24 protein-coding genes, 1 tRNA gene and 1 pseudogene are annotated in these 23,502 nt (G+C 69.1%); 16 read left to right on the top strand and 10 right to left on the bottom strand.

Annotated features, from left to right (window positions below; all coding sequences use genetic code 11):
• Positions 1-7 precede the first annotated feature (7 nt).
• The 3 genes from N5096_RS14220 (at position 8) to thsB (ending at position 2,340) form a co-directional block, all read left to right on the top strand.
• A tRNA-Ser gene (locus tag N5096_RS14220) sits at positions 8-89 on the top strand.
• A 112-nt stretch (positions 90-201) separates the two neighbouring features.
• Positions 202-366, top strand: a complete 165-nt coding sequence (locus N5096_RS14215; protein WP_267665468.1) for a hypothetical protein — start codon at positions 202-204, stop codon at positions 364-366.
• Between the two features lie 327 nt (positions 367-693).
• On the top strand, positions 694-2,340 hold the full coding sequence (gene thsB / locus N5096_RS14210; protein ID WP_267665500.1) for a thermosome subunit beta: 1,647 nt from the start codon (positions 694-696) through the stop codon (positions 2,338-2,340).
• A gap of 337 nt (positions 2,341-2,677) precedes the next feature.
• Here thsB and N5096_RS14205 read toward each other — a convergent pair whose 3' ends face one another.
• Together N5096_RS14205 and N5096_RS14200 are read right to left on the bottom strand one after the other, a co-directional pair.
• Entirely contained in the window at positions 2,678-3,268 is a 591-nt protein-coding gene (locus N5096_RS14205) for a 50S ribosomal protein L15e (protein ID WP_267665467.1), read from the bottom strand.
• A 794-nt stretch (positions 3,269-4,062) separates the two neighbouring features.
• Positions 4,063-5,387, bottom strand: a pseudogene (locus tag N5096_RS14200) (sodium-dependent transporter).
• Positions 5,388-5,645: 258 nt separating this feature from the next.
• Here N5096_RS14200 and N5096_RS14195 point away from each other — a divergent pair.
• The 3 genes from N5096_RS14195 (at position 5,646) to N5096_RS14185 (ending at position 7,424) form a co-directional block, all read left to right on the top strand.
• Complete coding sequence (locus N5096_RS14195) at positions 5,646-5,873, top strand: ribbon-helix-helix domain-containing protein (RefSeq protein ID WP_267665466.1); 228 nt, start codon at positions 5,646-5,648, stop codon at positions 5,871-5,873.
• Positions 5,866-6,591 (top strand): queuosine precursor transporter, encoded by a 726-nt coding sequence (locus tag N5096_RS14190; protein WP_267665465.1) that lies wholly within the window; start codon positions 5,866-5,868, stop codon positions 6,589-6,591. Before N5096_RS14195 ends, N5096_RS14190 begins: the two co-directional genes overlap by 8 nt.
• A 101-nt stretch (positions 6,592-6,692) precedes the next feature.
• Complete coding sequence (locus N5096_RS14185) at positions 6,693-7,424, top strand: DUF5781 family protein (RefSeq protein WP_267665464.1); 732 nt, start codon at positions 6,693-6,695, stop codon at positions 7,422-7,424.
• A gap of 160 nt (positions 7,425-7,584) precedes the next feature.
• Here the strand turns inward: N5096_RS14185 and N5096_RS14180 are convergent, their stop codons facing one another.
• A complete protein-coding gene (locus N5096_RS14180) occupies positions 7,585-8,955 on the bottom strand; it encodes a hemolysin family protein (protein ID WP_267665463.1) in 1,371 nt (456 codons plus the stop codon).
• Positions 8,956-9,141: 186 nt separating this feature from the next.
• Here N5096_RS14180 and N5096_RS14175 point away from each other — a divergent pair, with 186 nt between their 5' ends.
• From N5096_RS14175 to N5096_RS14165, 3 genes are all read left to right on the top strand, one after another.
• Complete coding sequence (locus N5096_RS14175) at positions 9,142-9,402, top strand: glutaredoxin family protein (protein ID WP_267665462.1); 261 nt, start codon at positions 9,142-9,144, stop codon at positions 9,400-9,402.
• A gap of 1 nt (position 9,403) precedes the next feature.
• Positions 9,404-9,913: a redoxin domain-containing protein gene (locus N5096_RS14170; RefSeq protein ID WP_267665461.1), complete on the top strand. Its 510-nt coding sequence runs from the start codon at positions 9,404-9,406 to the stop codon at positions 9,911-9,913.
• Positions 9,914-10,000: 87 nt separating this feature from the next.
• Positions 10,001-10,663 (top strand): L-threonylcarbamoyladenylate synthase, encoded by a 663-nt coding sequence (locus tag N5096_RS14165; protein ID WP_267665460.1) that lies wholly within the window; start codon positions 10,001-10,003, stop codon positions 10,661-10,663.
• Positions 10,664-10,678: 15 nt separating this feature from the next.
• Here the strand turns inward: N5096_RS14165 and N5096_RS14160 are convergent, their stop codons facing one another.
• The 3 genes from N5096_RS14160 to N5096_RS14150 all read right to left on the bottom strand — a co-directional run bounded on the left by N5096_RS14160 (position 10,679) and on the right by N5096_RS14150 (position 13,155).
• Positions 10,679-10,945, bottom strand: a complete 267-nt coding sequence (locus tag N5096_RS14160) for an HAH_0734 family protein (RefSeq protein WP_267665459.1) — start codon at positions 10,943-10,945, stop codon at positions 10,679-10,681.
• Positions 10,946-11,024: 79 nt separating this feature from the next.
• Positions 11,025-12,845, bottom strand: a complete 1,821-nt coding sequence (locus tag N5096_RS14155; RefSeq protein ID WP_267665458.1) for a ribosome biogenesis/translation initiation ATPase RLI — start codon at positions 12,843-12,845, stop codon at positions 11,025-11,027.
• Between the two features lies 1 nt (position 12,846).
• Complete coding sequence (locus N5096_RS14150) at positions 12,847-13,155, bottom strand: EMC6-like membrane protein (RefSeq protein ID WP_267665457.1); 309 nt, start codon at positions 13,153-13,155, stop codon at positions 12,847-12,849.
• Between the two features lie 284 nt (positions 13,156-13,439).
• Here N5096_RS14150 and N5096_RS14145 point away from each other — a divergent pair, with 284 nt between their 5' ends.
• Positions 13,440-13,721, top strand: coding sequence for a MarR family transcriptional regulator (locus N5096_RS14145; protein ID WP_267665456.1), 282 nt, complete (start codon positions 13,440-13,442; stop codon positions 13,719-13,721).
• 87 nt (positions 13,722-13,808) lie between these two features.
• Here the strand turns inward: N5096_RS14145 and N5096_RS14140 are convergent, their stop codons facing one another.
• On the bottom strand, positions 13,809-14,108 hold the full coding sequence (locus N5096_RS14140) for a DUF7536 family protein (RefSeq protein WP_417448659.1): 300 nt from the start codon (positions 14,106-14,108) through the stop codon (positions 13,809-13,811).
• 149 nt (positions 14,109-14,257) lie between these two features.
• Between N5096_RS14140 and N5096_RS14135 the strand changes: the two genes are divergently transcribed.
• Positions 14,258-15,232 carry a C-terminal binding protein gene (locus N5096_RS14135; protein WP_267665455.1) on the top strand — a complete coding sequence of 325 codons (975 nt, stop codon included), beginning with the start codon at positions 14,258-14,260 and terminating at the stop codon, positions 15,230-15,232.
• Between the two features lie 33 nt (positions 15,233-15,265).
• Here the strand turns inward: N5096_RS14135 and N5096_RS14130 are convergent, their stop codons facing one another.
• Positions 15,266-16,081, bottom strand: a complete 816-nt coding sequence (locus N5096_RS14130; protein ID WP_267665454.1) for a DUF6663 family protein — start codon at positions 16,079-16,081, stop codon at positions 15,266-15,268.
• Positions 16,082-16,223: 142 nt separating this feature from the next.
• On the opposite strand from N5096_RS14130, the gene N5096_RS14125 reads away from it, so the two are divergent.
• Complete coding sequence (locus N5096_RS14125) at positions 16,224-16,847, top strand: methyltransferase domain-containing protein (protein WP_267665453.1); 624 nt, start codon at positions 16,224-16,226, stop codon at positions 16,845-16,847.
• Between the two features lie 30 nt (positions 16,848-16,877).
• On the opposite strand, the gene N5096_RS14120 is transcribed toward N5096_RS14125, so the two are convergent.
• Together N5096_RS14120 and N5096_RS14115 are read right to left on the bottom strand one after the other, a co-directional pair.
• A complete protein-coding gene (locus tag N5096_RS14120; protein WP_267665498.1) occupies positions 16,878-17,366 on the bottom strand; it encodes a type IV pilin domain-containing protein in 489 nt (162 codons plus the stop codon).
• Positions 17,367-17,485: 119 nt separating this feature from the next.
• Positions 17,486-18,817 carry a DUF7094 domain-containing protein gene (locus N5096_RS14115; protein ID WP_267665452.1) on the bottom strand — a complete coding sequence of 444 codons (1,332 nt, stop codon included), beginning with the start codon at positions 18,815-18,817 and terminating at the stop codon, positions 17,486-17,488.
• Positions 18,818-18,963: 146 nt separating this feature from the next.
• Between N5096_RS14115 and N5096_RS14110 the strand changes: the two genes are divergently transcribed.
• From N5096_RS14110 to N5096_RS14095, 4 genes are all read left to right on the top strand, one after another.
• The gene (locus N5096_RS14110) at positions 18,964-20,268 is read left to right on the top strand and encodes a helix-turn-helix transcriptional regulator (protein ID WP_267665451.1); all 1,305 of its coding nucleotides are present in this window, start codon (positions 18,964-18,966) and stop codon (positions 20,266-20,268) included.
• Between the two features lie 100 nt (positions 20,269-20,368).
• The gene (locus N5096_RS14105; protein ID WP_267665450.1) at positions 20,369-21,157 is read left to right on the top strand and encodes an electron transfer flavoprotein subunit beta/FixA family protein; all 789 of its coding nucleotides are present in this window, start codon (positions 20,369-20,371) and stop codon (positions 21,155-21,157) included.
• Positions 21,157-22,104, top strand: coding sequence for an electron transfer flavoprotein subunit alpha/FixB family protein (locus N5096_RS14100; protein ID WP_267665449.1), 948 nt, complete (start codon positions 21,157-21,159; stop codon positions 22,102-22,104). The genes N5096_RS14105 and N5096_RS14100 overlap by 1 nt, the downstream gene beginning before the upstream one ends.
• Before the next feature lie 101 nt (positions 22,105-22,205).
• Positions 22,206-23,189: a replication factor C small subunit gene (locus N5096_RS14095; protein ID WP_267665448.1), complete on the top strand. Its 984-nt coding sequence runs from the start codon at positions 22,206-22,208 to the stop codon at positions 23,187-23,189.
• The last annotated feature ends 313 nt before the right edge of the window (positions 23,190-23,502 follow it).

Here is a 23,502-nt window from a genome sequence, read left to right as displayed (position 1 = left end):
GACGTGAGCCAGGATGGCCGAGTGGTAAGGCGCACGCCTGGAAAGCGTGTTCCCTTCTGGGATCGGGGGTTCAAATCCCTCTCCTGGCGTTTTCAGGCCGACGCGAGTTCGTAGCCACAGCGCCGTCTCCACCCCGTCGCTCGACGTTTCCGCACACCGACACAAGACTCATATGTGTGGGTTGTGTTGTCACGGGTGACGATGCCAGACACGAAATCGGGTCGCGAACGGAAGGGGAAGAACAAGCGCCGGCAGCTGGAGAGCCGCCTCAACGAACGCGAGCTCGACGCCGCCGACGAACCGCCGGAACCGACGCTCGACGAGGTCGACTCGAACTACCTCGACGGGGACGAGCTCGATCGGTGACCGCTCGCGACCGAATGCCGCCTTCGCTTTTCGATTCGTAACCGCACTCCGGGAGCGACGCGCCCGCCGTCTCGCACTCCGAGAGCGACGCGCCTCTCTCGTCTGTCTCCCCGCCGCGACGGACGTCGAGGTATATAAATAGGCCTGTGTGGGCGCCAGAATCGCCGCGGGGTGGCATGCTAACTACCCGCATATGCGACGGGGGAAGCGACCGGAGTCCGGCGTTTTTGTCGGATTTCGGACCGCCGATCCCGGCGCGGCTCGATCGTTTCTCACCGACGGGTTTATATAGAATCACAATCAATCAAACAGTGTATGAGTCAGCGAATGCAGCAGGGTCAGCCGATGATCATCATGGGCGACGACGCCCAGCGCGTCCAGGACAAGGACGCACAGGAGTACAACATCTCCGCGGCGCGCGGCGTCGCCGAGTCCGTGCGCTCGACGCTCGGACCGAAAGGGATGGACAAGATGCTCGTCGACTCGACGGGCGACGTCACCATCACGAACGACGGCGTCACCATCCTGCAGACGATGGACATCGACAACCCGACCGCCGAGATGATCGTCGAGGTCGCCGAGACCCAGGAGGACGAGGCCGGCGACGGCACGACGAGCGCGGTCGCGATCGCGGGCGAGCTCCTCAAGAACGCTCAGGACCTCCTCGAGCAGGACATCCACCCGACAGCGGTGATCAAGGGGTTCAACCTCGCGAGCGAGTACGCCCGCGAGCAGGTCGACGATATCGCCACGCAGGTCGACGCCGGCGACACGGAGGCGCTGAAGAACGTCGCCGAGACGTCGATGACGGGCAAGGGCGCCGAGCTCGACAAGGAGACCCTCGCCGACCTCGTCGTCCGCGCGATTCAGGGCGTCACCGTCGAGGCCGACGACGGCTCGCACGTCGTCGACCTGGCGAACCTCAACATCGAGACCCGCACGGGCCGCGCGGCCGGTGAGTCCCGCCTCCTCTCGGGCGCGGCGGTCGACAAGGACCCGGTCCACGACGACATGCCGACCGACTTTGGGTCGGCCGACGTCCTCCTCCTCAACGACGCGATCGAGGTCGAGGAGGCCGACGTCGACACCTCGGTCAACGTCGACTCGCCCGACCAGCTCCAGAAGTTCCTCGACCAGGAGGAGGAGCAGCTCCGCGAGAAGGTCGACCAGATCGTCGACAGCGGGGCGGACGTCGTCTTCTGTCAGAAGGGCATTGACGACCTCGCCCAGCACTACCTCGCGAAGGAGGGAGTCCTGGCGGTCCGCCGGACCAAGAAGTCCGACCTGAGCTTCCTCAAGAACGTGCTCGGCGCACCCATCGTCAGCGACCTCGACTCGCTCACCGCGGACGACCTGGCGGTCGGCTCGATCGAGCGCGACGAGGAGGAGGAGCTGTTCTACGTCGAGGGCGAGGACGCCCACGGCGTCACCCTCCTGCTGTACGGCACGACCGACCACGTCGTCGACGAGATCGAGCGCGGCATCGAGGACGCGATCGACGTCGTCGCGACGACCGTCTCCGACGGGCGCACCCTGCCCGGCGGCGGCGCCATCGAGGTCGAGCTCGCCAGCCGGCTCCGCGACTACGCCGACTCCGTCACTGGCCGTGAGCAGCTCGCGGTCGAGGCGTTCGCCGACTCGCTGGAACTAATCCCCCGCGTGCTCGCCGAGAACGCCGGGCTCGACGCCATCGACCTGCTCGTCGACCTGCGCGCGGCCCACGAGGGCGGCGACGCGCACGCCGGGCTGAACGTCTTCTCCGGCGAGGTCGAGGACACGGCCGCGGCCGGCGTCGTGGAGACGGCCCAGGCGAAGGAGCAGGCCATCTCCTCGGCCGCCGAGGCCGCGAACCTCGTATTAAAAATCGACGACATCATCTCCGCGGGCGACCTGTCGACCGGCGGCGACGACGACGAGGGCGGCGCCCCGGCCGGCGGCATGGGCGGCATGGGCGGCATGGGCGGTGCGATGTAAGCGAGGTTCTGAAAGAACCTCGTTGCCGAGCGGGGAGCGAGCGAGGTCGACCGAAGGGAGACCTCGAAGCGAACGGGACGATACGTCCCGTGAGCGATAGCGACCCGCGAGGCGTGAGTCTCGGATAGGTTCACTCACACCCCTCAGACCCGTTTCGACCGCGCATCGCACCTCGAACACGCACGCTCGCGTTCCCCTGGTTTCATTTTTTGAGAGCCGAGTCGGAGAGCCGCGGGACTCGTCGTTACCGTACTGTGATCGGGGGGCGCTGTGGACACGTCGGTCTCGCCACTACGCGGCTGATAAACGAGAGAAGTCTGTCGAGACCGGGACGGGCCTACTTGCCCTGGCGGTCGTTGCCGGTGACGCTCGGGCGGGTCTTCTCCGTGCCCGTGCCGCGCGTGCGCTGACCGCGGCCCTTCGTGCCGGCGGAGGTGAGCCCGCGGAAGGCGCGCCCGCGGTGGTCGTCCGAGGTGATCCACCCGAGGTCGTCGTCGTTCTCGATCGCGGGGTGGGCGGGGTCCACGAGGATGATCTCGTGCCACTTCTGCGAGCCGTCCTCACCGACCCAGTAGGAGTTGAGCACGCGGAGGTTGCGGTACTTCCGCGAGGCGCGCTCCTCGGCGATGCGCTGGATCGACTTGCGGCGCGAGAGACGGTTGACGCCCTGGCGCTTCGAGCGGCGACCCGCCTTGTGGCGCTGCTTTCGCGAGCCGCCCTTCCGGACGCTCACGCGGGCGACGATGACGCCCTGCTTGGCCTTGTAGCCGAGCTCGCGGGCCTTATCGAGCCGAGTCGGGCGCTCGATGCGCTCGATGGCGCCCTCGTTGCGCCACTCCTGTTTGCGCTGCCACTGCAGCTCCGCCAGTTTCCCCTCCTTGGGGGACCGCCACGCCTCCTTGATGTGCGAGTAGAAGCTTCGTGCCATATGTTGTCCGCGGACGGTTGCGATTCAGCCGCGAGGCGGCCACATGTCGTCTCGTCCCGGGGCGCGTCGATCGCGTCGACGGGATCCCGGCGGCGAGCGCCCGCTGTGTCCGCACCAGCGAGTTGTCCGTATTTCCCGCGGTTCGCCCTTAACCGCTTCGCTACGGCGTTCGCGTGGGTGGAGGTGCCACGCCTCGAGCGGCGGCGGGTTACCCGGGTGGGGCGCCAACGCGCCGGGATCGAGACGCGGCTCGTCGAGTGCAGCGTTCGTTCGGCCGATACCGAACCCGACGCGCGGGAAAGAGAGGTGCGATCGAGGCCTTAGCGGCGCACCCCGCGGGTGCGACGGACCGCGAGACGCGCCCCGGCGGATCGCTCACGGGCGGCGTGGGGGTAACGAGCGCGTCCCACAGGGAGGGGGACACACCGTCGGTGACGAGTACCGCTCTACTATCGCCGATGGAGCCGTCGGCCACCGGCACCTGATCGTAGCGACGGGAGCTCAATAAGCGCGGTCCCCCGGCAACGTGGGCCTTTTTGTGTCCGTCCGGACACTGGGGGCCGGGACGGCAGGCCGTGGCGCCCGGCCGCACCGATTTCCCTCGACCGACGCTCCGCTCTCCCCGGGGCGTCGGCGCCGCCGCGATCGGCCCGCAAAGGGGCCACCTCACACGGTCGACCGCCCGCGACCAGGCCGACCGGGACGCGCGAGACGGTCGGTCGGATCGGGAGCGAAGCGAACGAAAAGAGGGGAGATCAGCGCGTCGATTTCCGGTCAGCGGCGCGCCGGAGCGCTCACAGCGCCGCCTGCATGGCCTCAGCGGTCGCCTGCACGCCGAAGTAGAGGACGTACAGCAGGATCAGGGCGATCGGGACCCGAAGCAGCCAGATCCAGACCGTGCTGAGCGCGTCGCCGCCGCGCATGCCCGTCCGGAACTCCTCGATCCCCTCGTCGGCGTACGCCCACCCGACGAAGACCGCGAGCAGGAGCCCGCCGCCGATGAGCAGCACCTGGTTGGCGAGCACGTCGTAGGCGGTGAGGTACGTCAGGTCGGTCGCGGTCGGGATCCCCACGAGGAAGATCAAGACCGCGAGGCCGACGGTCGCCGGCTTCCGGTCGACGTCGAACGTCTCGGTGACGTACGCGACGATCACCTCGAGGATGCTGAACGCGCTCGTGACCGCGGCCATGAACAGCGCGATGTAGAACACCGTGCCGACGACCCGGCCGGCCGGGAACTCGGCGAACGCGGTGCCGAGCGCGACGAACACCGTTCCCGGGCCGCCCGTTCCCGGGTCGACGCCCTGCGAGAACAGGAACGGGAAGATAGCGAGCCCGGCCAAGAAAGCGATGGAGGTGTCGACGACGAGGATGATCAGGCTGTCGTTGAGCAGGCTGCGGTCCTCGCCGAGGTAGGAGGCGTACGTGACCATCACGCCCATCCCGAGCGAGAGTGTGAAGAATGCCTGCCCGGCGGCGTCGGGCAGCAGCGCGAGCGCGTCGCCGAACAGCGTCGAGACGTCCGGCGAGAGGTAGAAGGCGTACCCCTCGGCCGCTCCCTCGAGCGTCGCGCCGTAGCCGGCGAGGACCACGAGCAGGACGATGACGCTCGGGATCATGAACTTCGCCGCGCGCTCGAGCCCGTTGCGAACGCCGAAGACGACGATACCCGCGACGAACGCCATGAACAGCGCGTCGAAGGCGATCGCGTTCGCTCCGACCGACACCGACTCGAAGTACGCCGCGGGGTCGCTGGTGTACGCCCCGGTGACGCTCGCGATGACGTACTGGATCACCCAGCCGCCGACCACGCTGTAGTACGAGAGGATGACGAAGCCAGCGAGCGCGCCGAGTCCGCCGATGAACCGCCAGTTCGAGCGGCCGAGCTCCTCGAACGCGCCGATCACGTTCCGGTTCGACCGCCGTCCGATCACGAACTCCGCGAGTACGAGCGGGAGCCCCACCCCGACGACGAGCAGGAGGTACGCGACGAGGAACGCCGCGCCTCCGGACTCGGCGGTGAGGAAGGGAAACGCCAGATGTTCCCGAGCCCCACGGCGCTGCCCGCCGCCGCGAGGATGAATCCCGCCCGGGTCGCCCACGACTCTCGTTGTGCCATAGTCGGGGAATATCGGCAGACTGATCGTATAAAAGGGTTCGATCGCGGCGCGTCGGCGGCCGATTCTGACAACGGATGTCCGACAGATCGACCGAACGGGTAACGGGCCGACGTCGGGACGCAACGGAGCTCCGTCGGAACAGTGAGCTTTAATCACCCCCTCGATAATCCCGCAGTAGTACTATGAGAGCATCTCGGAGAATGAGCGGCGGTACGGTCGATCGGGTACTGAGAGAGCCTGCGGGGGGTGAGTGAGTCGTGCCCAAGATCAGCGTCGAGATCCCCGGCGAGCTGCTCGACGACCTCGACGGGCACGTCGGCGAGGACGGGAAGTTCGTGAACCGCAGCGACGCGGTCCGCGCGTCGATCCGCAAGACGCTCGACCGCCTCGACGAGATCGACGCGCGTCACGACCGGCTCGACGCCGGCGGGGCGGACGCCGGAGTCGACGGCACCGACCCCGACGGAGAGGCGAGCGATGAGTAGTCGCGCGCCGACGGAGACCGGGACCGACGGTCCGTTCGCGGCGGATCCGGTCGACCGCTCCGCGGTGGCCGCCGTCGGGCTGATCACCCTGTTCGTCGTCGCGCTCGCGACCGCGCAGCTCACCGCCGCAAAGGTGATCTCGCTGCCGCTGCCGTTCGCGCTTCCCGTGGTCGGCGCCGATGTCACGCTGCCGGGCGCCGCGCTCGCGTACGCGCTGACGTTTCTCGCGTCCGACTGCTACGCCGAGCTGTACGGCCGCCGCGCGACGCAGGTGGTCATCAACGTCGCGTTCCTCGCGAACTTCCTCGTGCTCGCCCTCGTCTGGTCGACGCTCGCCGCGCCCGGAGTGGATCCCGAGATATCGGCCGCGTTCGAGACCGCGCTCGGCCCCGCGACGAACGTCGTCGCCGGGAGCCTGCTGGCGTACGTCGTGAGCCAGAACTGGGACGTGTTCGTCTTCCACGCGATCCGCGACCGCACCGGTTCCGGGGTGCTGTGGCTGCGCAACATCGCCTCGACCGCGAGCAGTCAGGCGCTCGACACCGCGATCTTCGTCGGCGTCGCGTTCTACGCCGCCCCGGTCCTGCTCGGCGTCGGCGATCCCCTCCCGGGAGGCGTCCTCCTCGCGCTCGGGCTCGGACAGTACCTCCTCAAGCTCGTCATCGCCGTCCTCGACACCCCGGTCGTCTACCTCGTCGTGGGCGCCGTGCGCGAGTAGGCGACCGCGTCGCTCGACCGGCCGCCCGGCGGTCCGCGTCTCGGCAAACGTCTGCGGCGGGCGCAAGAGACTTATCGGCAGACGCCGTGAGAACGGTACGCATGGATCTCCGCGTGCAGGGTGACGTTCCCCCCGACCCGTTCCTCGGCGCCGCCGACCTGTTCGAGACCGAGTGGTCGCTCGCCGACCCCGTCCACGTGAAGGTGCGCGAGGACCCCGACGAGCGGACGTGGGCCGGCCACTACGACGGCTACCACGTCCTCAACGTCTCGAAGCGCGCGGCCACGAGCGCGATGGCCCGCGAGCTGGCCGTCCACGAGCTCTCGCACATGGCCCGCTACGAGGAGGGTCACCCATCCCACCTCCAGTCGACGGAGGAGGCGCTGTACCTCGGGCTCTCCGGCGAGAAGGTGGAGCGCCGCAAGCTCGCGCACTGTTACCAGATCGCGAATCACATGAAAGATATCTACGCCGACGACATCACCCTCTCCGTCGCGCCCGCCGACAAGCTCCTCGGCTTCCTGGAGTCCACCCTCGCGGCCGCGGTCGCCGACCGCCCCGACGTCTCGCGCGACGGCTCGCCGCCCGTGACGGCCGGCGCCGACCCGGAGATCACCGCCGTCAACGCCGCGTTCGCGCTGGCCTTAGTCGAGCGCCACGACATCGCCGGCCCGGAGCACCGGATCTACGACCTCGCGCGCGCCGCCGGCAGCGACACCGACGCGGTCGACGTGGGCGCGTTCAAAGAGCGCTTCCTCGGGCTCGGCCCCGACCCCTCCGAGAGCGACTACCGGAAAGCGCTCGTCGCGGCCGCCCGGGCGTACGCGGTGTGAGAGCCGAAGCGGTGACCGCTGTAGGGATCGAGACGCTGCCCGATCGGGAGCGGTGACGCTGTTTATAAGCAGGCGGTCGGGCTTCCGGAACCGGTCTCTGTCTCATCGCCACCAACCCCGATAACCACTCGACGCTGACTGAAACGCCCTTATAAACCTATTAAAATGCGTCGTCGGCCGGCGTCTCGGCCTCGCCCGCCTCGCCCTCTTCGGAGCCGTCGACGTCGAGCACCGTCACGCGCGCCGACATGATCCGGGTGTTGTCCACGCGCTCGATGCGGATCCGGATCGCGTCGAACTCGATCTCTTCGCCCTCCTCGACGAGGCGCCCGGCGCGGTTGAACACGAAGCCGGCGAGCGTCTCGAACTCCTCGCCCTCGGGGAGGTCGATCCCGAGCATCTCGTTGACCTCGTCGATGTTCACCTCGCCCCGGACGATGGCGACGTTCTCCTCGAGGAACTCGACGGGGGCCTCCTCGTCGCCCTCCAAGATCTCGCCGACGATCTCCTCGACCATGTCCTCCAGGGTGATGATCCCCTCCGTGGTCCCGAACTCGTCGATGACGGTGACCATCTGAAGGCGGTTCTCCTGCATCTCCGCGAGCAGCTCGTCGGCGTTCTTCGACTCGGGGACGTGCAGCGTCGGCTTGACGACCCGCGCCAGCGAGGGCTCTCCCTCGGAATAGCGCAGCTCGCGGACCAGGTCACGCACGTTCACCACGCCGACGATGTTGTCGAGGTTCCCCTCGTAGACGGGGACGCGCTCGTGGTCGGCCTGGATGCACGTCTCGATCGCCTCCTCGACCGGCTGCTCTTTCGCGACCGCGGTGACGTCGAGGCGTGGCGTCATCACCTCCTTGGCGATGGTGTTGTTGAACCGGAAGATGCGGTCGAGCATCTCGCGCTCCTCCTCCTCGATGACGCCCTCGCGCTCGCCCGTCTCGATGATGTCCTGAATCTCGTCGCGGGTGACGTACGTCGACTCGATCGCGGCCGACCCGCCGATGACCTCGTTGATCGCCTTCACGATGTAATCGAAGAGGACGACGAGCGGGTACAGCGCGTACTCCGAGGCCTTCAGCGGGCGGGCGATCCGGAGCGCCCAGGACTCGGTGTGCTCGACAGCGTACGACTTGGGGGCGCTCTCGCCGAAGATCAGCACCAGCGTCGTGATCCCGAACGTCGTCGCCAGCACGGACTGTCCGCGGCTGAGGAAGAGGCCGAACAGCGCGGTCGCGATGGAGGTCATCGCGACGTTGACGATGTTGTTGCCGACGAGGATCGTCACCAGCAGCCGGTGGGGGTTCTCCTTCATGTCGCGGATGGTCTCCGCGCCCGCGACGCCCTCGTCGACGAGGCTGTCGACGCGGTGTTGCGGCAGCGAGAACATCGCGATCTCCGACGAGGAGAAGAAGGCGGACAGGCCGACCAGCACCACGATCGCGAGGACGCCGAGGACGATAACGGCGTTGTCGCCCGGCGGCGGCAGCTGTAGCAGATCGGCCGTCAGCGCGCTCGGCGGCAAGCCCATATTCATTCGCCTTCCGGCGGCGGACGGTTAAAGGATTACCTTCGACGGTCCGGGTCGTCGGACGATTCACCCGATCGACGACGGGGTCGACGAGGCGGGTCGCCGGTCGCCGCCGGTCGCGCGCGGACACGCACGGAGCGTGCCGCGGCCGACACGGTTACACCTCCCGCGGTCGAATCACCGTCCATGACGGAGCCACAAATCACCCTGTACAGGCTGCAGGCGTGCCCCTACTGCGAGCGCGTGGTCCGGACCCTGAACCGGTTCGGGCTGGAGTATCAGTCCCGGTACGTCGAGCCGATGCACTCGGAGCGGAACGTCGTCAAGCGCGTCTCCGGCGCCCGGAGCGTCCCGGCGATCATCGACCGCGAGACCGGCGTGACGATGTCCGAGAGCGCGAACATCGTGGAGTACTTAGAGGGGACGTACGGCGAGGGAGGTGCCTGAGATGCCCGACTTCGACGTCGTCTCCCTGCCCGAGACGGACCACGTCGCCGAGGGCGACACGGCGCCCGACTTCACCCGCCCCCTCGTGAACGAGGAGTACTGGGAGGACCGCGCGCTCGACGACGTCGTCGACGGGCCGACGCTCCTCGTCTTCCACCCGATGGACGGCGCCTTCCAGGGGACGTACCTGTACAACACGATCGACGACCACGGCTGGGCCGACGACCTCGATGTCCTCGGTCTGTCGATCTCGTCGCCGTACGCCCACAAGCGCCTGCTCGCCGAGCGCGGCGACGGGGTTCGGATCTTCGCCGACCCCGGCGCTGGCGTGATCGAGGAGTACGGCGTCGCTCACGACATCGACGGCATGACGGGGGTCACCGAGGCGCGCCCGGCCGTGTTCCTGCTCGCCGGCGACCGCACCGTGGAGCACGCGTGGGTCGCGAGCGACCACCCCGAGTTCCCCGACGCCGAGGCGATCGACGACGCGGTCGACCGGCTCGTCGACTGAGGTCGGTGTCGACACGGACGGCTCTCGCGTGCGATCACGACGTCCGTACACGTCACCCTTTTTTAAATAGCGGCCGAACGACCGCGCGTGACGGACGACACCAACGGTCGAGAGCCTCGCCCCGGATCCGAGCCGGACGCCGGACGCGACGCCGCGAGCGGCCGAGACGACGTCCGGCGGGCGGCCGCGGCGGTCGCGGGCGGCGAGCTCGTCGTCTACCCCACGGAGACGGTGTACGGGCTCGGCGGCGACGCGCTCGACCCCGACGCCGTCGAACGAGTCTTCGAGCTGAAGGGCCGCGAGCGGTCGGACCCGCTCTCCCTGGGCGTGGCGAGCGTCGACGACGCGCTCCGCTACGCCCGGCCCACGGAGTTCGCGGTCGCGTTCGCTCGGGCGTTCCTCCCCGGCCCCGTGACCATCGTCGTCGAGCGCGGCGACAGGGTCCCGGACGCGCTCACCGCCGGGGGCGACCGGGTCGGCCTCCGCGTCCCCGACCAGCCGGTCGCCAGGGCGCTCCTCCGCGAGACCGGCCCCCTCACCGCGACGAGCGCGAACGCCTCCGGGACCGGCAGCGTCACCGATCTCGACGACCTCGGGGACGAAATCCGCGAGGGCGTCGGCGCCGCGATCGACGACGGCGAGACGCCCGGCACGGAGAGCACCGTCGTCGACCCCGACGCGGGGACGATCCACCGGCGCGGCGCGATGGCCGGCGCGATCGAGGCGTGGCTTGCGGATCCGCCCATATAAAAGAGAACTCCGCGCTCAGACCGACAGCGCGCCCTTCTCGCTCAGCACTTCGATCTCCTCGGCGTCGACCGCGTCGACGTCGAGCCAGTGGGGGACGTACTCGCGTTTGTCGTACGCCTCGCGCTCGTCCTCGCTGCCGACCGTACACCAGAGCTGGGGCTCGTCCGGGCCGTGCCAGCCGCCCTGGACGTTGATGCTGAAACAGACCAACTCCTCGCCGTCGTACTCGATCACCGCGTCCCGCCGGATCTCGGGGTCGCCGCGAATGATGAGGTGTTGCATACCCCGTCGTTGGCGGGTTCCCCGCTTAATCGCTTCGATACGGCGGATCGGCCGACTGGAACGTGGCCCCCGTGCCGGCTCAGCCGGAGTAGTAGTACTCGCCGTCGCGCTTCTGCTGGCTGTCGAGCTGCGAGCCGGGCTTGTTGATCCGGGGGCGCCCCGTGCGTTCGTCGCGGCGGAACGTGATTTCGAGGTCGGCGAGGAACTCGTTCATCCCGTCGCGCATGTCCTGGGGCGGCGCGGCGTGACCGCGCTCGGCCGGCTCGCCGTCGAACACCATCAGCCGGTCGGCCAGGAGATCGATCATGTAGATGTCGTGGTCGATCACCATCACGGTCGCGTCGTGGTTCTCGGCGTACCGCCGGATCGCCGTCGTCGCGCGGACGCGCTGCTCGACGTCGAGGTGGGCGGAGGGCTCGTCGAGCAGGTACAGGTCGGCGTCCTCGGAGAGACACGCCGCGATGGCGACGCGCTGTCGCTCCCCGCCCGACAGGTCCGTGAGGTCCTGTTCCATGATCCGGTCGAGCTGGAGCGGCTGGGCGATCTCCGTGTTCCAGTAGGAGCCGCCGAACTCGTCGGTGATAGAGGAGAGGAACGCGTCGACGCGCATCGGCTGGTCGATCTCGATGTACTGCGGCTTGTGCGCGATGTCGAGCGCGAAGTCGAGTGACCCCTCGTCCGGCTCCAGCGAGCCCGCGAACAGCTTCGCGAGCGTCGACTTCCCGATCCCGTTCGGGCCGACGACACCGAGCACCTCCGAGTGGTTGATCTCGCCGCCCTCGACGCGGAGCTCGAACTCCCCGTCGCCGTACGACTTCGAGAGCTCGGGGTACTCGATCAGCGTCTCGCTGCGCGAGGCGACGCGGGGCGCGTGCTCCTCGAACGTGATCGCGGAGGGACGGATCCGCATGTTCTCGTTGTCGAGGTATCCCTTCAGGTACTCGTTGATACCGTTGCGGACGGACTTGGGGTCGGTGATAACCCCGTACGCGCCCGGCTCCCCGTACGCGACGTGAAGGGTGTCGGCGAGCAGGTCCAAGATGGCGAGGTCGTGCTCGACGACGAGCATCGAGCGGTCGGCGGCGTCGTCGTCCGCCAGCTCGCGGATGAGCTGGGCGACGATCATCCGCTGGCCGATGTCGAGGTACGGCGTGATCTCGTCGAGGAAGTAGAAGTCGGCATCGCGGGCCAGACACGCCGCGATGGCGACGCGCTGGAGCTCGCCGCCGGAAATGGAGTCGATGTCCTGGTCCATCACCGGGCGGATGTTGAGCCGGTCGATCAGCTCGTCGAGCGCGCCGCGCTCGTCGGTGCGCTCCAACAGCTCGCGGGTGTTGCCGTCGAACTGCTTGGGGATCTGGTCGACGTACTGGGGCTTGCGGGAGACGCTCACGTCGCCGTCCCGCAGCGCCGCCAGGTAGTTCTGTAACCCCGTGCCGCGGAAGCGGTCGAGCACGCGGTCCCAGTCGGCGTCCGACTCGTGGTCGCCGAGGTTCGGGACCATCTCGCCGGCGAGCCCGTGGACCGCCGTCGACTTCCCGATCCCGTTCGGACCGAGAATACCGGTAACGTTGCCCGGTTCGGGGGTCGGCAGGCCGTACAGCGAGAAGGCGTTCTCGCCGTAGCGGTGGACGGGTTCCTCGTCGAGCTCGGAGGGGAGGTTGATGATCTCGATCGCGTCGAACGGGCACTTTTCGACGCAGATACCGCAGGTCTCGCCCAAGCAGATCTCCTCGGAGATGTGGATCTGGTCCGGGTCGCCCTCGACCGTGTCCTCGCCGCGCTGAGTGATACACTCCTTGCCCGTCCGGTTCGGCGGGCAGTAGTTCGCGCACTCGTAGTTACACCGGTCGGGCTGGCAGCGATCGAGGTCGACCACGGCGATGCTGTCGTCCGCCATCTCACGCCACCAGTTGGACGCCGGACGTCGCCAGCACGGTGTAGCTGATGAACCACAGCGTGAACGTGAGGAACGCCACGTAGAGGTTGTCCTTGACGCCGAAGTCGCTGACACCGATGATCTTGTACAGGGGGTACTGGGCGAGCACGAACGCGCCGAGCACCAGCACGACCGTAGTACTCTGGGCGGCCTCCACGGTCGTCCCCACGTAGGCAGCCGAGACGACGCCGGCGGCGATCCCCGCCAGACAGCAGATCGTCGTGACGACCACACCGCGCGCGTGGCCGGATATGCCCGATTCGTCGCTCATACCAACGGATCCGCGAGCGCCCGTGAAAAGCCGTTCGTTCCGGCCGTCGAGCCCGGGGATCGCGTCGTGGAACGCGGCCGGCGCGAGGGGAGCGAGGCGGCCCCGGCGGAGCGCGCGCGAGTCGCATCGCTGACTGACTGGTCAGTCGAACCGGGGGTAGCGGACTATATTGCTGGTTATCAACGGAGTAACCGGCAGGACGATCCTGTTATACCGGCAAAATCCGCGAAATAGGGCCGCGGGCCATCAACATTTATGCCGATGTGCGGTTTCAAATTCTCACGATGGAAGGAAGCCAAACGGAGGGTCTCGACGACCTCCCGCCGAGCGCCAAACTCGTCTTCAAGATGCTCGAGTACAACGGCCCGCTGACGCAGAAGGGCATCGTGCAGGAGTCGATGTTGTCGGCCCGTACCGTTCGGTACGCCCTCGAACGGTTGGAGGGGATCGGGGTTGTCGACGAGGACGTCTACTTCGCGGACGCCAGACAGAACCTCTACAAGCTCACCGAGCCCGCACAGGAGTTCACCGGCGAGGAGAGCGACGCCTCCTGTACCGCCGACTGACCGCTGCGGCCGGTCCGCACCCGATCCGCCCCAGCTATCGCTCGCTCTTTCGCACCGCAGAGCGGTCCGTTCTCCGGTTCGCTCGACCTACTCCGTCGACACCTCGCCGGCTCCGCGAGCCGCCTCGGCGATCGTGAGCGCGACGGCGACCAGCAGTGCGAACGTCGCCGCCAGCACGAACGCCAGGAACAGGAACCAGACGTCCGGCCCGAACAGCGGGTACTCCCGCGTGTCGATCACGGGGCCGAGCAGCTCCAGCGTCCGGACGAGGTACAACAGGAGTGCGACCCCGGCGCCCGCGACGAGACCGATCCGGACGTTCCGGTAGAACGCCAGCGACTCGAGGAAGACGAGCATGGGGGGTTTAGACGAGCTCTCGTCGGTCACGGGAGATCGTAGTCGCCCGGTCAGCAAAGAGCCACCGGAAGCGCGCGGGACGAGACCGGTCGGACGAGAACATCACGATCGAAACAGACGTTTGAGTGCCTGACAACGTCAATACCAGCCATCAAGTGGGATCGGGTCGAAGCCGAATCATGGCCAGAGCCGTCCTGTCGTCGTTCCCGATGATCGACCCGGAGACGTACCGGGAGGTCCTGAGCGAACGCGTCGAGGGACCCGTCGAGATCGAGGTGGCCGACCTGGGGTCGGCCGAGCGAGTGATCGAGGCGGCCGCAGGCGCCGACGCGGTCGTCACCGACATCAACACGCCCGTCACCGCCGAGGCGCTCGCGGCGCTCGACCTGCGGGTGGTCGTCCGGTCGGCCGTCGGCGTCGACAACGTCGACGTCGGCGCCGCGGCCGACGAGGGCGTCACCGTCACCCGCGTCCCCGACTACTGCACCGACGAGGTGGCGACCCACTCGGTCTCGCTCCTCCTCGCCTGCCTGCGCTCGCTGAAGCCGTACGACGACGACGTCGCCGGCGGGGGTTGGAGCTGGGAGGCGGGCAGTCCGGTCCGGCGCGTGAGCGCGTCGACGGTCGGGCTGCTCTCGTTCGGTCCCATCGCGCAGCGCGCGGCGGAGCAGCTGGCCGGCTTCGACGCGGAACTGATCGCGCACGACCCGTTCGTCGACGCCGAGGAGATGGCGGAGTACGGCGTCGAGAAGGTCGAGTTCGAGGCGCTGTTCGACCGCGCCGACCACGTCGGCGTCTACGCGCCCCTGACCGACGCGACCCGCGGGATGGTCGACGCTGACGCGCTCGCACGCCTCGGCGAGGACTCGGTACTCGTCAACGTGAGCCGCGGGCCGGTCGTCGACGCCGACGCCCTGCTCGACGCGTTAGAGCGCGACGAGATCAAGGGCGCCGGCCTCGACGTGCTCGCCGAGGAACCCCCGGAAGACGACCCGCTCGTCGGTCGCGACGACACGCTCGTCACGCCGCACGCGGCGTGGTACAGCGAGGAGGCGAGAGACGACCTGAACCGCAGCGGCGCGGCCGACGTCGCCGCCGTCCTCAACGGCAAGACCCCGGACGGGCGAGTCGATCCGGACGCGGACTGGCTGTAGCGCTGCGATGGGCGGTACGCGGCGAGAAGCGGGCTACAGGCGGTCGAGGGCGTCGAACCCGTCGCCGTCCTCGGAACTGTCGCCGGACCCGTCCTCCGACGCCCCAGTGTCGTCCGCCTTCGCCGCTTCGAACTCCCCCGCATCCAGCCCGGCCGCCAGCCCGAGACCGAGGTCGTACGTGTCCCGGACCGTCTGCGCGAGCACCCCGTCGCGGTCGAAGACGACGTAGACGGCGACGAAGTCGTGGGCGGCGGGACGCAGCACGAACACCTCGCGCGGGCCGTCGTCCTCGCGGGACTCGTTGACGCGGGCGACGAGCGGCTCGACGGGGAGTCGACCCGCCTGGAGGTCCGCGAAGGCGTCGCCGCCGGGCGCGTCGGCGAACAGGTACAGCGCGCCGTTCGGCTCGCCGTCGTTCGACCGGGTCGTGATCGAGCCGACGGCCTCGCCGTCGGCGCGTATCTGCTCCCACGTCTCGACCGCCGCCTCGAACATCCCCTCGACGCCGTCGGCGAAGCGGAATCGGCTCTCGCGGGCGACCTCGACGTCGTCGAACCGCGCCGAGCCGTCCGCCCACGCCAGCGTCGCGTCGACGACGTATCCGGGCTCCAGCGACGCCACGCGGTCGGCGAGCGCTCCCTCGTACCCCTCCGCGGTGGCGTACAGAGGGTCGAACCGGTCTTCGGCGTCGGGCGCCGTCGGGTCGATCGAGCCGTCCGGGAGCTCGACGAGGACGAACTCGTCCGGGGCGTTGTCGACATCGGAGTCGTGGGCTTCTGGGTCCCCCTCGATGTCCGGGCGTGACCGCCGGTCGTGCACGCGGAACCGGCCGCTCGTCGTCGGGTCCATACACGGGGATCGGTCGGCGCGCGGATAAGCGGGACGGACCGGGGCGCGCACGGGGCCACGAGGTGGTCACGCCCCGGACGCCGAGGTCGCCGCGGTGGCGGATCCGTGTCGTTATGGGGGTGCCGGCCCAACGGAACGGTAAATGGGGATCCTCGAGAACAAGTCGAACGCTCGCCTGTTCTACAAATACCTCTCGAAGGTGTACGACCGGGTCAACCGGTTCACCTGGACCGAGGAGATGCGCTCGGAGGCGCTCTCCTGGCTGGAGTTCGACGACGACCCGAAGGTGCTTGACGTGGGGTGCGGGACCGGGTTCGGCACCGAGGGGCTGCTCGAACACGCCGACGACGTCCACGGGCTCGATCAGAGCGTCCACCAGATGGAGAAGGCGTTCGGGAAGTTCGGGAAACACGACCGAGTGAACTTCTACCGGGGCGACGCCGAGCGGCTCCCCTTCCGCGACGACGCGTTCGACGTCGTCTGGTCGTCCGGCTCGATCGAGTACTGGCCGAACCCCGTCGAGGGGCTCCGAGAGCTGCGCCGCGTCGCGAAGCCGGGTGGGCAGGTGCTCGTCGTCGGCCCCGACTACCCGCACAACCGCGTCCTCCAGCGGGTCGCCGACGCGATCATGCTCTTCTACGACGAGGACGAGGCCGACCGGATGTTCGAGGCGGCGGGCTACGAGGCGTTCGACCACCACATCCAGCAGGCGAGTCCGCAGAGCCCCAGAGCGATCACGACGGTCGCGCGGGTCTCCGAGGAGTAGCGCGGGCCGTAGAGGGTCCCGACCGCTCTTCTACTCCGGTTCGACGACCGTCTCCAGCGTCGCGACCGGCCGTCCGTCGACCGATATCTCGAGGGTGACGGTGCGACCCGGTTCGAGAACCGGGTCGTTCGTCCCGGCAACGCGGAACGACGCTTCCCCGCCGACCCGCCAGTCGCCGTCGCTGGCGGCGTTGAACGCGCCGGTCGGTCCCGGTCGAAACCCCGCGGCAGAGAAGAACGGCACCGGCGGCTGGCGGGCGAGCGGCTCGCCGTCGACGCTGACGCGAACGTCAAGTCCGCTCGCGTTGAGGGCGTCGCCGCCGCGGTGCGCAACGGTGATCCGATCGTCGGTCGCCGACAGCGACAGCGACGCCGTCGGCGCGGGTTCGGCGGGAGCGCCGAGCGCGACGGTGACGACGCCGCCCGCGAGGACGACGGTGATCGCGAGCAACAGAACGCCGGCGACCGGGGCGAGCGCCCGGTCGGGGCGACGGGCGTCCGCGGTAGAGTCCCGACGCAACGGCGAGCGTGGGGGCGGTGAGCGGTCGAAGGGCACGGGGCGGCTGGCCGCGGTATCCGGTAAAAAGTGAGGGAACCAAGAGAGCCGGGAGCGGCGAGCGGGTCGGTCCAAGCGGCTCGCTACTCGTCGTCTTCAAGCCGCGGGGTCGCGATCGGCCGGAGACCGTCGACGACGACGACCCGCGGCTCATCGACGACGGTGATACGGTACGAGTCCGCCGGCGAGAGCGTCCGGACGACGCCGTCGGCATTCGTGGTCCCGATCGCCCTGCTGTCGCCGCCGCCGACGCTCTTCGTGACGGTGACGTCGGGATCCGGCTCGCCTGTCTCCTCGTCGAGGACAGTCACGGTCACCGGTCCGCCGGCGTAGCTCCGATCGACGGTGACGTTGAACCCGTCGCCGGTCTCGGAGACGCGCTCGCTGTCGGGGAAGGCGTCGAGGTCGATCCGCTGGTGCTCGACGAACACCTGCTCCGTCCCGCCGCTGACGAAGACGCGGAGGAGCCCGTACTCGTGCGGGATGGTGATCCGCTGGACGGAGCCGGCACCGAACGCGTCGGGCGCCCTGAGCGCCGCCGTCTCGGGGTACGACTCCGTCGTCACGTTGATCGCCGCGTCGTTGCTGATCGCGCCGCCCCCGCGGTCCCAGCGGTCGTTCCGGAACGTCTCGCGGACGTACTCGCCGTCGACGATCGCCGCCAACGTGACCGAGCTCGCGGTCGACTCAACGTGGATCTCCGTGGCCGAGACCTCGGCGCGGGCGGCCGCGACCGCGAGGTCGCGGACCGGGCCCTCGTACACCTGGAGCGCGACCTGGAGCTCGTCGAGCCGGGTCGGCGAGCTGAAGCCGTCGGTCTGCTCCGCGAGCGCGTCGATCTCCTCGAGCCGCTCGTCGTACTCGCGGGCGGTGGCGGAGATGCGGACGAGCTCGTCGAGCAGCTCCCGGTCGGAGAGGTTTCCGGACGCGTGCGCGCTGAACGCCGCCGCCTGGCGGCTGTAGAGGCTCACCTCGTCGCGCTCGACGCGGCTGAGCGCCGCGAGGATCAGGCGCTGTCGCTCCGTAGTCGTCTCAGCGTTCTCGACTCGGTCGACGACCGCCGCGGTCTCGGCGGCGGCGCCGGCCTCGTCGACCGAGAAGGAGAGGGCGGGACCGAGGTTCGCGCCGCGCACGACGCTGGTGACCCGGGAGTCGGCGTCGGCGGGCGCCGAGAGCGTCCGGAACGTGAGATTCGACTCGTCGATCTGCGAGGGGTCGCTCGGGAGCCGCGGCGGCTCGACCGGATCGGTGGGATCGACCGCGTCGGCGGGATCGACCGCGTCGGCGGAGTCGATCGGGGCCGGACCGGGAGCCTCGACGGCCGCCGACGATTCGGAGTCGGCGGCGGGGGAGGTCGCCGCCGCGACCGGAACCACCAGCAGTAGGATCGCGACCAAGACCGGGAGGGCTCTCATCACGCATGAGTTCTCCCCCTATTATAAAAAATCCACCTCAACGGCTCCGCGGGACTCCGGGCGAGGACGCCGCCGCCGAGCCACCCGCGTCCGGCGAAACCGGCTATGGAAAGCGTTTTGCCCGGTCCACGAGAGGACAGACGTGCATGCGGAATCCCCCTCGTGTCTTCCTCGTCTCGCTGTTCGCCCTCCTCCTCGTCGGCGGCGTCGCGGCGCCGGTCGCCGGAGGCGCGGTCGCGGCGCCGGCGGCGTCCGCGCCGGGCGCGACGCCCTCGCACGGGGGACTGAGCGGCGAAATTCCGGCGGCGGATGCCCTCGGGACGACCGCGGGCCCCGTCACGCAGATCGACACCGATTTCGACCCGAACACGGCGACCGGGATCCGGATCGAACCGACCCCTGACCGCGACGCCCGGTGGGAGGTGTCGGTCAGGTACGCGCTCGCCGACGAGACTGAGGTCGGGGCGTTCGAGACCGCTGGCGAGCGCTTCCTCGACGGCGAGATCGGGCCGAGTCCGGCGCTGTTCGAGGGGTTCGCGCGGGAGGCGAGCCGGAACGTGGATCGGACAATGCGGATCGAGAGCGTCGAGCGCGAGGTGATCGTCCACGAGGACCCGTCCGAGTTCGAGTTCGCCGGCGACGAGGCCGTCGCCGTCGGCGAGCTCCGGCTGACGTTCGTCTGGACGAAGTTCCTCGGGACCGAGGGCGAGAACCTCGTGTTGGGCGACGCGCTGACGACTCCCGAAGGGACGTGGCTCCGGTCGCTCGGCGAGGGACAGACATTGGAGGTGGCGACGCCGGAGGGGTACACCGTCACCGGGACCCCCGGGGCCACCGTCCCGCTCCGGGACAACGCCGTGATAATCGAGGGGCCGCGGACGTTCGGCGAGGACGAGCGGGTCGCGGTGGTGTACGCGTCGACCGGGACCGTGGGACCGCCGTGGGGGATGCTCGCCGCCGCGATCGTCGTCGCCGCGCTGCTCATCGCGGGGAGCGTCGTCGGCTACCGGCGACGAGAGAGCGGCGCAGGCGGCGCGGCGGGGACGTCCGGTGCGGCGGGCGCGAACGGGACGGACGGGAACGGTGAGAGTCCCCGACCGGAGGCGGACGCGAGCGCCGGCCCGAACGCGGGTACGGGGGCGTCTACCGACGCCGATCCCGACGGAGAGCTCAGCGCGGCGGCGGGGTCGGAGCCCGAGGAGGACCTCTCGCTGCTCTCGGACGAGGAGCGCGTCGAGCGGCTCCTCACGGAGAACGGCGGGCGGATGCGACAGGCCGACATCGTCGCCGAGACGGGGTGGTCCGACGCGAAGGTCTCACAGCTCCTGTCGGAGATGGCCGACGGGGAGCGCGTCGAGAAGCTCCGCCTGGGCCGCGAAAACCTGATCTCGCTCCCGGACGACGACAGCGACGCGGACGGCGACAGCAGCGACGACCCCGACCGACGGTAGAGCGCGGCCGGCGGCAGGAGGGGATTCGTCCGGCGGCAACCCCTCGCGGTGAGTGGGGCGTTTCGAAAACCCTTACACGGTCAGCGCCGGAGTAACGATCATGAAAGTTCTGGTGACCGTCAAGGAGGTCGCGGAGGCGGACGACGACTTCGCGATCGAGGGAACCGACATCGCGGAGGGGGACCTCGAGTACGACCTCAACGAGTGGGACGACTACGCGGTTGAGGCCGCGGTCCAGCTGGCCGAGGCGGGGATCGCCGACGAGGTCGTCACCGTCACCGTCGGCCCGGAACGCGCCGAGGAGACGATCCGCATGGCGCTCGCGAAGGGGGCCGATCGGGCGGTCCGCGTCTGGGACGACGCCTTCGAGGAGGGGTTTTCCGACGTGGCCGCGAAGGTCTCGACCATCGAGGCCGTCGTCGAGGCCGAGGATCCGGACCTCGTTCTCGGCGGGGTCCAGGCCGCCGACACCGGGTTCGGCGCGACCGGCGTCGCGCTCGCGGAGCGGATCGGCTTCGAGCACGCCGCGGTCGTTAACGATCTCGAGGTCGACGCCGACGCGGGCGTCGCGCACGTCCACCGCGAGCTGGAGGGCGGCGTCGAAGAGCTGACCGACGTCGACCTCCCGGCCGTGCTGACGGTCCAGACCGGACTCAACGAGCCGCGCTACGCGAGCCTGCGCGGCATCCGGCAGGCCCAGCGCAAGGAGATCGACGCGAAGGACCTCGGCGACCTCGGAGTGACCGCCGGTGACGTCGAGAGCGCGCTCGATATCACGTCGATGTACGAGCCGGAGAGCGAGTCGGACGCCGAGATGATCGAGGGCGACGCCGGGGAGGTCGCGGGACGCCTCGCCGAGCTCCTCCGCGATAAGGGGGTGAGCGCGTGATGTCCGACGTGCTCGTCGTCGCCGAACACCGCCGCGGGGAGATCCGTGACGTCTCCTACGAGGCCGTTACGGCCGGCCGCGAGCTCGCCGACGCGCGCGGCGGCGACCTCCACGTGGCCGCCATCGCGGGCGACGTCGACGCCTTCGCCGAGGACCTGAACCGCGAGGGCGTGGACGCCATCCACACCGTCGGGAACGGGGAGGAGTTCGACCACAACGTCTACCAGACGGCAGTCGCGGCGCTGCTCGACCGAACCGACGCCGACACGGTCGTGACGCCGAACTCGGTCAACGGGCTCGACTACGCCCCAGCGGTGGCCGAGAACCGCGGTATCCCGCTGGTGACCGACGCGATCGGGTTCGAGTACGACGGCGGCTTAACGGTCACCCGCGAGATGTACGGCTCGAAGGTAGAGACGACCGTCGACGTCGACGGCGACCGCCACGTGCTCACGATTCGAGGCGGCGAGTGGCCGGCCGCGGAGGGCGTCGGCGACGCGGCGGTCGAGTCGGTCGAGGTCGACCTGCCCGAGTCCGGCGCGCGCGTCACGGGCTTCGAGGAGGTCGGCGGCGGCGACGTCGACATCGCCGACGCCGAGGTGCTCGTCTCGGTCGGCCGCGGGATCGAGGAGGAAGAGAACTTAGGGCTCGTCGAAGACCTCGCCGACGCGCTCGGCGCGACGCTCTCCTCCTCCCGGCCGATCGTGGACAACGGCTGGCTCCCGAAGAACCGGCAGGTGGGACAGAGCGGGAAGGTCGTCACGCCGGACGTCTACATCGCGATCGGCATCTCCGGCGCGGTCCAGCACGTCGCCGGGATGAAGGGGTCGGACACGATCGTCGCGGTCAACACCGACCCGAACGCGCCCATCTTCGACATCGCCGACTACGGCGTCGTCGGCGACCTGTTCGAGGTCGTTCCGGAACTCATCGACGAGTTCGCGTAGGCGGCATCGGTGGCTCGGCAGCCGCGTCGACCGCCTCTCCGGAGCCGTGAGCACGCCCCGTTCTCGGTTCGTTTATCACCCCGCCCACCCTCCGATCCGGCATGAGCGAGGCCGACGAGCAGACGGTTGCGACCGCGACCGGCCGAGAGATCTGGATCGAGAAGTACCGGCCGCAGTCGCTCGACGACATCCACGGACAGGAGGAGATCGTCGAGCGCCTCCAGAGCTACATTGAGCAGGACGACATCCCCCACCTGCTCTTTGGGGGGCCTGCCGGTACCGGGAAAACCACCGCGGCCACCGCCATCGCCCGCCAGGTGTACGGCGACGACAACTGGCGCGGCAACTTCCTCGAACTCAACGCCTCCGACCAGCGCGGAATCGACGTGGTGCGCGACCGGATCAAGGGGTTCGCGCGCTCGTCGTTCGGCGGCGACTTCCGGATCGTGTTTCTCGATGAGGCCGACTCGCTTACCGATGAGGCTCAGGCAGCATTACGGCGGACGATGGAGCAGTTCTCCGACAACACGCGCTTCATCCTCTCGTGTAACTACTCGTCGAAGATCATCGACCCGATCCAGTCGCGGTGCGCCGTCTTCCGCTTCTCGCCGCTCTCGGACGCGGCCGTCGCCGCCCAAACCCGCGAGATCGCGGCGGCGGAGGAGATCGAGGTGACCGACGAGGGCGTCGACGCCCTCGTGTACGCGGCTGACGGCGACATGCGCCGCGCCATCAACTCGCTACAGGCGGCGGCGACGACCGGCGACGTCGTCGACGAGGAGGCGGTGTACGCGATCACGGCGACCGCGCGGCCCGAGGAGATCGAGTCGATGGTGACGGACGCCCTAGAGGGCGACTTCTCGCGGGCGCGGGCGACGCTCGACACGCTCCTCACGGAGACGGGGATGGCCGGGGGCGACGTGATCGACCAGCTCCACCGCTCCGTCTGGGAGTTCGACCTGAGCGAGCGCGAGGCGGTCGCACTGATGGAGCGGGTCGGCGAGGCCGACTACCGGATCGCCGAGGGCGCCAACGAGCAGGTGCAACTGGAGTCGCTGCTCGCGTCGCTTTCGTTAGAGGAATAATAGGTCGGTTCCGTCGGAGTGGTCGTTTCGATTGCGGCGTGTGATCTCGGTTGTTTATAAATGAGTTGCGTTGGCAGCGGACTGATCTCCTTCGAAGCCTCGGCCGCTCGCTTATAAATTGATGACTGCGGATCGGTGGTGAACACCTCCAAAGCCCCAGCCGCGAGGACTCGATGGACTCGCTGCGCTCCTCAGTCGCTCGTTTCACTCGCTCCCTGCGGTGCTTGCGTCGCCCGTCTTCGTCCTCGCGGCTGCCCCTTTGAGTCCCACCCCGCACGGCAACCGCACCTCACGCCTCCCCAGCCTCGTCGGT

The organism is Halorubrum yunnanense (assembly GCF_026586675.1).
Lineage (GTDB): Archaea > Halobacteriota > Halobacteria > Halobacteriales > Haloferacaceae > Halorubrum > Halorubrum yunnanense.
The sequence above is the reverse complement of the archived record's forward strand: the minus strand, read 5'-3'. Positions and strand labels throughout refer to the sequence as shown.

What these genes read in the sequence shown, in the direction of transcription:
- N5096_RS14215 (WP_267665468.1), top strand. Translation starts at nt 202, where the DNA reads ATGCCAGACACGAAATCGGGTCGCGAACGGAAGGGGAAGAACAAGCGC.
- N5096_RS14100 (WP_267665449.1), top strand. Translation starts at nt 21,157, where the DNA reads ATGTCCGACGTGCTCGTCGTCGCCGAACACCGCCGCGGGGAGATCCGT.
- N5096_RS14160 (WP_267665459.1), bottom strand. Translation starts at nt 10,945, where the DNA reads ATGCAACACCTCATCATTCGCGGCGACCCCGAGATCCGGCGGGACGCG.
- N5096_RS14155 (WP_267665458.1), bottom strand. Translation starts at nt 12,845, where the DNA reads ATGGCGGACGACAGCATCGCCGTGGTCGACCTCGATCGCTGCCAGCCC.
- N5096_RS14205 (WP_267665467.1), bottom strand. Translation starts at nt 3,268, where the DNA reads ATGGCACGAAGCTTCTACTCGCACATCAAGGAGGCGTGGCGGTCCCCC.
- N5096_RS14115 (WP_267665452.1), bottom strand. Translation starts at nt 18,817, where the DNA reads ATGAGAGCCCTCCCGGTCTTGGTCGCGATCCTACTGCTGGTGGTTCCG.
- N5096_RS14145 (WP_267665456.1), top strand. Translation starts at nt 13,440, where the DNA reads ATGGAAGGAAGCCAAACGGAGGGTCTCGACGACCTCCCGCCGAGCGCC.
- N5096_RS14105 (WP_267665450.1), top strand. Translation starts at nt 20,369, where the DNA reads ATGAAAGTTCTGGTGACCGTCAAGGAGGTCGCGGAGGCGGACGACGAC.
- N5096_RS14150 (WP_267665457.1), bottom strand. Translation starts at nt 13,155, where the DNA reads ATGAGCGACGAATCGGGCATATCCGGCCACGCGCGCGGTGTGGTCGTC.
- N5096_RS14130 (WP_267665454.1), bottom strand. Translation starts at nt 16,081, where the DNA reads ATGGACCCGACGACGAGCGGCCGGTTCCGCGTGCACGACCGGCGGTCA.
- N5096_RS14180 (WP_267665463.1), bottom strand. Translation starts at nt 8,955, where the DNA reads ATGGGCTTGCCGCCGAGCGCGCTGACGGCCGATCTGCTACAGCTGCCG.
- N5096_RS14175 (WP_267665462.1), top strand. Translation starts at nt 9,142, where the DNA reads ATGACGGAGCCACAAATCACCCTGTACAGGCTGCAGGCGTGCCCCTAC.
- N5096_RS14135 (WP_267665455.1), top strand. Translation starts at nt 14,258, where the DNA reads ATGGCCAGAGCCGTCCTGTCGTCGTTCCCGATGATCGACCCGGAGACG.
- N5096_RS14190 (WP_267665465.1), top strand. Translation starts at nt 5,866, where the DNA reads ATGAGTAGTCGCGCGCCGACGGAGACCGGGACCGACGGTCCGTTCGCG.
- N5096_RS14095 (WP_267665448.1), top strand. Translation starts at nt 22,206, where the DNA reads ATGAGCGAGGCCGACGAGCAGACGGTTGCGACCGCGACCGGCCGAGAG.
- thsB (WP_267665500.1), top strand. Translation starts at nt 694, where the DNA reads ATGCAGCAGGGTCAGCCGATGATCATCATGGGCGACGACGCCCAGCGC.
- N5096_RS14125 (WP_267665453.1), top strand. Translation starts at nt 16,224, where the DNA reads ATGGGGATCCTCGAGAACAAGTCGAACGCTCGCCTGTTCTACAAATAC.
- N5096_RS14185 (WP_267665464.1), top strand. Translation starts at nt 6,693, where the DNA reads ATGGATCTCCGCGTGCAGGGTGACGTTCCCCCCGACCCGTTCCTCGGC.
- N5096_RS14170 (WP_267665461.1), top strand. Translation starts at nt 9,404, where the DNA reads ATGCCCGACTTCGACGTCGTCTCCCTGCCCGAGACGGACCACGTCGCC.
- N5096_RS14110 (WP_267665451.1), top strand. Translation starts at nt 18,964, where the DNA reads ATGCGGAATCCCCCTCGTGTCTTCCTCGTCTCGCTGTTCGCCCTCCTC.